This is a genomic window from Lysobacter sp., assembly GCF_035655815.1.
Taxonomy (GTDB): domain Bacteria; phylum Pseudomonadota; class Gammaproteobacteria; order Xanthomonadales; family Xanthomonadaceae; genus Lysobacter_J.
On sequence record NZ_DASRTS010000006.1, the window covers coordinates 1 to 7,915 of the forward strand.

8 protein-coding genes and 1 tRNA gene are annotated in these 7,915 nt (G+C 65.2%); all 9 read left to right on the forward strand.

Features of this window, described 5'->3' with window-relative positions; translation table 11 throughout:
* A partial coding sequence (locus VFE83_RS00870) for an elongation factor Tu (RefSeq protein WP_324902973.1) occupies positions 1-304 on the forward strand: 304 nt, incomplete at its 5' end.
* 157 nt (positions 305-461) lie between these two features.
* A tRNA-Trp gene (locus VFE83_RS00875) sits at positions 462-537 on the forward strand.
* 85 nt (positions 538-622) lie between these two features.
* Complete coding sequence (secE, locus tag VFE83_RS00880; protein ID WP_324902978.1) at positions 623-1,000, forward strand: preprotein translocase subunit SecE; 378 nt, start codon at positions 623-625, stop codon at positions 998-1,000.
* 4 nt (positions 1,001-1,004) lie between these two features.
* Positions 1,005-1,574: a transcription termination/antitermination protein NusG gene (gene nusG / locus VFE83_RS00885; RefSeq protein ID WP_158982384.1), complete on the forward strand. Its 570-nt coding sequence runs from the start codon at positions 1,005-1,007 to the stop codon at positions 1,572-1,574.
* 176 nt (positions 1,575-1,750) lie between these two features.
* Entirely contained in the window at positions 1,751-2,179 is a 429-nt protein-coding gene (gene rplK, locus VFE83_RS00890) for a 50S ribosomal protein L11 (RefSeq protein WP_158982383.1), read from the forward strand.
* A gap of 4 nt (positions 2,180-2,183) precedes the next feature.
* Complete coding sequence (gene rplA / locus VFE83_RS00895) at positions 2,184-2,882, forward strand: 50S ribosomal protein L1 (protein ID WP_324902974.1); 699 nt, start codon at positions 2,184-2,186, stop codon at positions 2,880-2,882.
* Between the two features lie 451 nt (positions 2,883-3,333).
* A complete protein-coding gene (gene rplJ / locus VFE83_RS00900) occupies positions 3,334-3,858 on the forward strand; it encodes a 50S ribosomal protein L10 (RefSeq protein WP_324902975.1) in 525 nt (174 codons plus the stop codon).
* 63 nt (positions 3,859-3,921) lie between these two features.
* Positions 3,922-4,293 carry a 50S ribosomal protein L7/L12 gene (gene rplL / locus VFE83_RS00905; protein WP_324902976.1) on the forward strand — a complete coding sequence of 124 codons (372 nt, stop codon included), beginning with the start codon at positions 3,922-3,924 and terminating at the stop codon, positions 4,291-4,293.
* A 365-nt stretch (positions 4,294-4,658) separates the two neighbouring features.
* The coding region (gene rpoB, locus VFE83_RS00910; protein ID WP_324902977.1) for a DNA-directed RNA polymerase subunit beta at positions 4,659-7,915 on the forward strand (3,257 nt) is incomplete at its 3' end.

The following is a 7,915-nucleotide window of genomic DNA, read 5'->3' on the forward strand; positions in this document are numbered from 1 at the left end:
CAAGCCGGGTTCGATCACCCCGCACACCACGTTCGAGGCCGAGGTGTACGTGCTGTCGAAGGACGAGGGCGGCCGTCACACGCCGTTCTTCAAGGGCTACCGCCCGCAGTTCTACTTCCGCACCACGGACATCACCGGTGCCGTCGAGCTGCCGGAAGGCGTCGAGATGGTGATGCCGGGCGACAACATCAAGATGGTGGTGACGCTGATCAACCCGGTGGCGATGGACGAAGGCCTGCGTTTCGCGATCCGCGAAGGCGGCCGTACCGTCGGCGCCGGCGTGGTGGCGAAGATCCTGAAGTGATGGACCGGTCCGTGGCCCAGACCACGGACCTCTTCGTCCCGGCGCGAGCCGGGAGCCAGCGACCTGGACCCGCCCTGCGGCCACAACGCTGGAAGTCGGCAGGGCGGGCTTCGGTCCGCCTTCGCTGTCTTGAGCAAACGCAATAAACTAGTCACATACGCCAGTAGCTCAATTGGCAGAGCAGCGGTCTCCAAAACCGCAGGTTGGGGGTTCGAGTCCCTCCTGGCGTGCCAACCATGCGGGTCTTCCGCAAGGGCCCGACCTCCGGCCGGGTGTTCACACAACAGACGCGGACACGTGCGCCGCGCGATGGATCGGATGAACAGCAAGGTCGAACAACCCGGATCCGCTTCTGCGGGCGACATCGTCAAGTACGCCCTGGCGCTGCTGCTGGTGGCTGCCGGCGTGTCCGCCTACATCTACTTCGACCAGTGGCCCGGTGCGCTCCGCGCGCTCGCCGTCGCGGCCGGCCTCGTGCTGGGCGCGGGCGTGTTCCTGATCAGCGCAAAGGGTCTGCAGACCCGCGAGTTCCTGTCCGAGTCGCGTTTCGAATTGCGCAAGGTCGTCTGGCCGACCCGCCAGGAAGCGATGCGCACCACTTGGGTGGTGATGATCGCCGTGGCCGTGCTGAGCCTGATCCTGGCCGGCATGGATCTGGTGATCCAGTTCGCGGTCAAGCTAATTCTGGGGCAGTAAGCAAATGACCGAAGTGCACAAGCGCTGGTACGTCGTCCACGCCTATTCGGGCTTCGAGAAGTCCGTGGCGCAGGCATTGCGCGACCGCATCGCGCGCGACGGCATGCAGGACAAGTTTGGCGAAGTGCTGGTCCCGACCGAAGAGGTCGTGGAGATGCGCTCCGGCCAGAAGCGCCGTTCCGAGCGCAAGTTCTTCCCGGGCTATGTCCTGGTTCAGATCGCCACCCATGACGAAGCGGGCATCCCGCGCATGGACAACGAGAGCTGGCACCTGGTCAAGGAGACCCCGAAGGTGATGGGCTTCATCGGCGGCACCGCCGACCGCCCGCTGCCGATCGCCGACCGCGAGGCCGATGCCATCCTGCAGCGCGTCCAGGAAGGCGTCGAGAAGCCCAAGCCCAAGGTCCTGTTCGAGCCGGGCGAGATGGTCCGCGTCATCGACGGCCCGTTCAACGACTTCAACGGCGTGGTCGAAGAGATCAACTACGAGAAGAGCCGCCTGCGCGTGGCGGTGCTGATCTTCGGCCGCTCGACCCCGGTCGAGCTGGAATTCGGCCAGGTCGAAAAGGCCTAAAACCCTGCTATACTTACCGGCTCGCTGCCTCTGGCGCGGGCCGGGAGGCCGGCCGCCACGGGGCGGCCGTTGCCGTGTCGGCGGCCTGAAAAGTCAAAACGTGATGTCGGGACACGTGATTTTCCCGGCGCGATGGGGAGCCTGCGAACCAGGCGTTAGCACCCGGAGAGGAAGCAATGGCTAAGAAAGTAGTCGGTTACATCAAGCTGCAGGTCAAGGCCGGTCAGGCCAACCCGTCCCCGCCGGTCGGTCCGGCCCTGGGTCAGCGTGGCCTGAACATCATGGAGTTCTGCAAGGCCTTCAACGCCGCGACCTCCAAGCTCGAGCCGGGTTTGCCGACCCCGGTCATCATCACCGCGTACTCGGACCGCACGTTCACCTTCGTCACCAAGTCGACCCCGGCTTCGGTGCTGCTGAAGAAGGCCGCGGGCATCAGCTCCGGCTCCAAGCGCCCGAACACCGAAAAGGTGGGCAAGGTCACCCGCGCCCAGCTGGAAGCCATCGCCAAGCAGAAGGAAGCCGACCTGACGGCGGCCGACCTGGATGCGGCGGTGAAGACGATTGCGGGTTCGGCCCGCAGCATGGGCCTGGTGGTGGAGGGTTAAGAACATGGCAATGAGCAAGCGCGAAAAGGCCATCAAGGCCGCCGTCGTCCCGGGCAAGGCATACGCCATCGACGAGGCAATCAAGATCATCAAGACCGCCACCAAGGCCAAGTTCGTCGAGTCCGTCGACGTCGCCGTGCGCCTGGGCGTGGATGCCAAGAAGTCCGACCAGCAGGTGCGCGGCTCGACCGTGCTGCCCGCCGGCACCGGCAAGACCGTGCGCGTGGCCGTGTTCGCCCCGTCGGGCGCCAAGGCTGACGAGGCGTTGGCCGCGGGTGCCGAAGCCGTTGGCATGGACGACCTGGCCGAGAAGATGATGGCCGGCGACCTGAACTACGACGTCGTCATCGCCACGCCGGACGCCATGCGCGTCGTCGGCAAGCTGGGCCAGGTGCTCGGTCCGCGCGGCCTGATGCCGAACCCGAAGGTCGGCACCGTGTCGCCGAACCCGGCCGAGGCGGTCAAGAACGCCAAGGGCGGCCAGGTGCGCTACCGCACCGACAAGGCCGGCATCATCCACTGCACCATCGGCAAGGCCTCGTTCGAAGACGCCTCGCTGAAGGACAACCTGCACGCCCTGCTGCTCGACCTGATCAAGGCCAAGCCGGCAACCGCGAAGGGTCAGTACCTGCAGAAGATCTCGATCAGCTCGACCATGGGCCCCGGCGTGACCGTGGACCAGGCGTCGCTGACGCTGAAGTGACGTAACGGCGCCCTCGCGCTCTGCGCGAGGGCCCTTGCCGTTACGTCATCCCGGCGAAAGCCGGGATCCAGCGCCTTGGCTCTTGCGGCTGAGGGGCTGGAGTAAAGAACACAGTCCCTGAATTCCCGCTTCCGCGGGGATGACGGAGACGAAACTTTTGAGGGCGTCGTAAGGACTTCGGTCCGCGCGGCAGCCGTCAAAGACCGCAGGTGCGGTCAGCGCCTACCGGCGACGGGCATGGATGCTCGACATGGCAGGGAATCGCCGCCGGTGGAAGCGGGGCTGCTTAATCCGGACCCGTCCGGGGTCGGCCTGCGTAGATGGTGCCTTCTGGAAATCTTTCTGGAGTGGCCACCACCGGGATGTTCACGCATCCCCGGCGCCACGGAACGGCGTCGCCCAGGACCGCAAGCGGCAGGAGCCGTGAGCGGAGTTCATTTGGAGGAGTGCAATGGCTCTCAATCTGTCCCAGAAGCAAGAAGTAGTCGCCGAACTGGCGGAAGTCGCTTCGAAGGCCCACTCCCTGGTCGCTGCCGAGTACGCAGGCACCACGGTCAGTCAGATGACCGCGATGCGCAAGAAGGCTCGCGAGACCGGCGTGTTCTTGAAGGTCGTCAAGAACACCCTGGCCGCGCGCGCCGTCGAAGGCACGGACTTCGAGTGCACGAAGGATGCACTGGTCGGTCCGCTGCTGTACGCGTTCTCGTCGGAAGACCCCGGTGCTGCCGGGCGTCTGATCAAGGAATTCGCCAAGACCAACGACAAGCTGCAGGCGAAGGTCGTGTCCATCGACGGCAAGCTCTATCCGGGCTCGCACGTCGAGGCGCTGGCCTCGCTGCCGACCCGCGAACAGGCCCTGGCCATGCTGGCCCGCGTCCTGGCCGAGCCGGTCACCATGTTCGCCCGCGCCGTCAAGGCCGTGGCCGACAAGCAGGGTGGCGAAGCAACTGCCGAGGCCGCAGCCGAGACGGCCTGATCGCCGTCCCGTCGATGCGACTGAACACATTCGTAAGTTCAAAAATTTCCAGAGGTTAACAACATGTCCCTGTCCAACGAACAGATCATCGATGCCGTTGCCGGCATGACCATCAGCCAGGTGATGGACCTGGTCAAGGCGATCGAAGACAAGTTCGGCGTATCCGCCGCCGCCCCGGTCGTCGCCGCTGCTGGTCCGGCCGCTGCCGCCGCTCCGGTCGAAGAGCAGACCGAGTTCAACGTCATCCTGAAGGATGCCGGCGCGAAGAAGGTCGAAGTCATCAAGGCCGTCCGCGCCATCACCGGCCTGGGCCTGAAGGAAGCGAAGGACCTCGCCGAAGCCGGCGGCGTCGTGAAGGAAGGCGCTTCGAAGGAAGACGCCGAGAAGTTCAAGAAGGAACTCGAGGCCGCTGGCGCGACCGTCGAGCTGAAGTAAGCAGTACCCGCGTCGCCGGCTCTTGACCGAGAGCGCAGCACTGGCGACCACCTGAGGCTGGGGCCGTAAGGCCCCGGCCTTTGGCCGTTGTTGAAGTCCTATCCGGAAGCGGTTGCCCGGAGCGGCAAGAAAACCCAACCGAGTTGGTAGTTGGAAGCAGCACTAGAGGGCGTGCGGGTGCCGGCAATACCCGCGGCTTCCAACTGACAGTTCACCATCCCCTGAGGGGATCGCAGTCCGAGTTCCAAACATCGCAGAAGCAGGCCATCGCCCTGGAGCGGGCGTTGCTGGTTCACGCGATTGGAGACGGACCCGGTTCCCGGCTCTGAAAATCGAGGCGGTAGCTCACCATGACCACAGCTTCCATGACGACGGCTTCCAAAGCCCAATACTCGTTCACCGAAAAGAAGCGCATCCGCAAGGACTTCGGCAAGCGCAAGTCGATCCTCGAAGTGCCGTTCCTGCTGGCGATTCAGGTCGATTCCTACCGCGAGTTCCTGCAGGAAAACATCGACCCCGCCAAGCGCGCCGACCGTGGCCTGCATGCCGCGCTGAAGTCGGTGTTTCCGATCGTCAGCTACAGCGGCAATGCCGCGCTGGAATACGTCGGCTACAAGCTGGGTGACCCGCCGTTCGACGAGCGCGAATGCCGCAACCGTGGCCTGTCCTACGGCGCGCCGCTGCGCGTGACGGTGCGCCTGGTGATCTACGACCGCGAGTCGTCGACCAAGGCCATCAAGTACGTGAAGGAGCAGGAGGTCTACATGGGCGAGATTCCGCTCATGACCGAGAACGGCACCTTCATCGTCAACGGCACCGAGCGCGTCATCGTTTCGCAGTTGCACCGCAGCCCGGGCGTGTTTTTCGATCACGACCGCGGCAAGACGCACAGCTCGGGCAAGCTGCTGTACAGCGCCCGCATCATTCCTTACCGCGGTTCGTGGCTGGACTTCGAGTTCGACCCGAAGGACGCGCTGTTCACCCGTATCGACCGTCGCCGCAAGCTGCCGGTGACCGTGCTGCTGCGCGCGCTCGGTTACAACAACGAGGAGATGCTGCGCGAGTTCTTCGAGATCAACACCTTCCACATCGATCCGAAGGAAGGCGTGCAGCTCGAACTGGTTCCGGAGCGCCTGCGCGGCGAAACGCTGAACTTCGACCTGTCCGATGGCGAGAAGGTCATCGTCGAGGCCGGCCGCCGCATCACCGCCCGCCACGTCAAGCAGCTGGAACAGTCGGGCATCTCGGCGCTGGCCGTGCCGGACGAGTACCTGCTCGGCCGCATCCTGGCGAACGACGTCGTCGACGCGAACACCGGCGAGCTGCTGGCCACCGCCAACGACGAGATCGGCGAAGACCATCTGGCGAAGTTCCGCAAGGCGGGTATCGACGCCGTCGGCACGCTGTGGGTCAACGACCTCGACCGCGGCGCCTACATCTCGCACACGCTGCGCATTGATTCGACCAAGACGCAGCTCGAAGCGCTGGTCGAGATCTACCGCATGATGCGTCCGGGCGAGCCGCCGACCAAGGATGCCGCGCAGAACCTGTTCCACAACCTGTTCTTCACCTTCGAGCGCTACGACCTGTCCGGCGTGGGCCGCATGAAGTTCAACCGTCGCCTCGGCCGCAAGGAAACCGAGGGCGCGTCGGTGCTGTACGACGCCAAGTACTTTGCCGAGCGCAAGGACGAAGAGTCCGTGCGCCTGCGCGGCGAGTGCGGTGCGACGTCCGACATCCTCGACGTGATCCGCGTGCTGACCGAGATCCGCAACGGTCGCGGCACCGTGGACGACATCGACCATCTGGGCAACCGTCGCGTGCGTTCGGTCGGCGAAATGGCCGAGAACGTGTTCCGCGTCGGCCTGGTCCGCGTCGAGCGCGCCGTCAAGGAGCGCCTGTCGATGGCCGAGTCCGAAGGCCTGACGCCGCAGGAGCTCATCAACGCCAAGCCGGTGGCGGCCGCGATCAAGGAGTTCTTCGGCTCCTCGCAGCTGTCGCAGTTCATGGACCAGAACAACCCGCTGTCGGAAGTCACGCACAAGCGTCGCGTGTCGGCCCTCGGCCCGGGTGGTCTGACCCGTGAGCGCGCAGGCTTCGAAGTGCGCGACGTGCACCCGACCCACTACGGCCGCGTCTGCACCATCGAGACGCCGGAAGGCCCGAACATCGGCCTGATCAACTCGCTGGCCGTGTTCGCGCGCACCAACAAGTACGGCTTCCTCGAGACGCCGTACCGCAAGGTCGTGGACGGCCGCGTAACCGACGACGTCGAGTACCTGTCGGCCATCGAAGAGAACGAGTACGTCATCGCCCAGGCCAACGCGCCGCAGGACGAGAAGGGCCACATCACCGCCCAGTTCGTCGCGTGCCGTTACCAGGGCGAGTCGATGCTGCGTCCGCCGAGCGAGATCCACTTCATGGACGTCTCGCCGATGCAGACCGTGTCGGTCGCGGCCGCGCTGGTGCCGTTCCTCGAGCACGACGACGCGAACCGCGCACTGATGGGCGCGAACATGCAGCGCCAGGCCGTGCCGACGCTGCGTGCGCAGAAGCCGCTGGTCGGTACCGGCATCGAGCGCGCCGTGGCGCGCGACTCGGGCGTGACCGTGAATGCCCGTCGTGGCGGCGTGATCGAGCAGATCGACGCAGGCCGCATCGTGGTCAAGGTCAACGAGAGCGAGATCGTCGGCGAGACCGATGCCGGCGTCGACATCTACACGCTGATCAAGTACACGCGTTCCAACCAGAACACCTGCATCAACCAGCGTCCGCTGGTGAACGTCGGTGACGTGGTCGCGCGCGGCGACGTGCTGGCCGACGGCCCGTCGACCGACATCGGCGAGCTGGCGCTGGGCCAGAACATGCTGGTCGCGTTCATGCCGTGGAACGGCTACAACTTCGAAGACTCGATCCTGCTCTCCGAGCGCGTGGTCGAGCAGGATCGTTACACCACGATCCACATCGAAGAGCTGACCTGCGTCGCGCGCGACACCAAGCTGGGTCCGGAAGAAATCTCGGCCGACATCCCGAACGTCTCCGAGCAGGCGCTGAACCGCCTCGACGAGTCGGGCGTGGTGTACATCGGTGCGGAAGTGCGCGCGGGCGACATCCTCGTCGGCAAGGTCACGCCGAAGGGCGAGAGCCAGCTGACGCCGGAAGAGAAGCTGCTGCGCGCGATCTTCGGCGAGAAGGCGTCCGACGTTAAGGACAGTAGCTTGCGCGTGCCGCCGGGCATGGACGGCGTCGTCATCGACGTGCAGGTCTTCACCCGCGACGGCATCGAGAAGGACAAGCGCGCGCGCCAGATCGAGGAAAACGAGATCCGTCGCGTCAAGAAGGACTTCGACGACCAGTTCCGCATCCTCGAGGCGGCGATCTACGACCGCCTGCGTTCGCAGCTGATCGGCAAGACCGCCAACGGCGGCGCGGGCCTGAAGAAGGGCGAGACGGTCACCAGCCTCGTGCTGGACGGCCTGAAGAAGTCCGACTGGTTCACGCTGCGCATGAAGGACGAGGACGCGGTCGAGGCGATCGAGCGCGCGCAGAAGCAGATCGAGGCGCACAAGGCCGAGTTCGAGAAGCGCTTCGCCGACAAGCGCGGCAAGATCACCCAGGGCGA

Bases quoted from the DNA above. Each gene is read 5' to 3' on its own strand.
- secE (WP_324902978.1), top strand. From the start codon at position 623: ATGAACAGCAAGGTCGAACAACCCGGATCCGCTTCTGCGGGCGACATC.
- nusG (WP_158982384.1), top strand. From the start codon at position 1,005: ATGACCGAAGTGCACAAGCGCTGGTACGTCGTCCACGCCTATTCGGGC.
- rplK (WP_158982383.1), top strand. From the start codon at position 1,751: ATGGCTAAGAAAGTAGTCGGTTACATCAAGCTGCAGGTCAAGGCCGGT.
- rplA (WP_324902974.1), top strand. From the start codon at position 2,184: ATGGCAATGAGCAAGCGCGAAAAGGCCATCAAGGCCGCCGTCGTCCCG.
- rplJ (WP_324902975.1), top strand. From the start codon at position 3,334: ATGGCTCTCAATCTGTCCCAGAAGCAAGAAGTAGTCGCCGAACTGGCG.
- rplL (WP_324902976.1), top strand. From the start codon at position 3,922: ATGTCCCTGTCCAACGAACAGATCATCGATGCCGTTGCCGGCATGACC.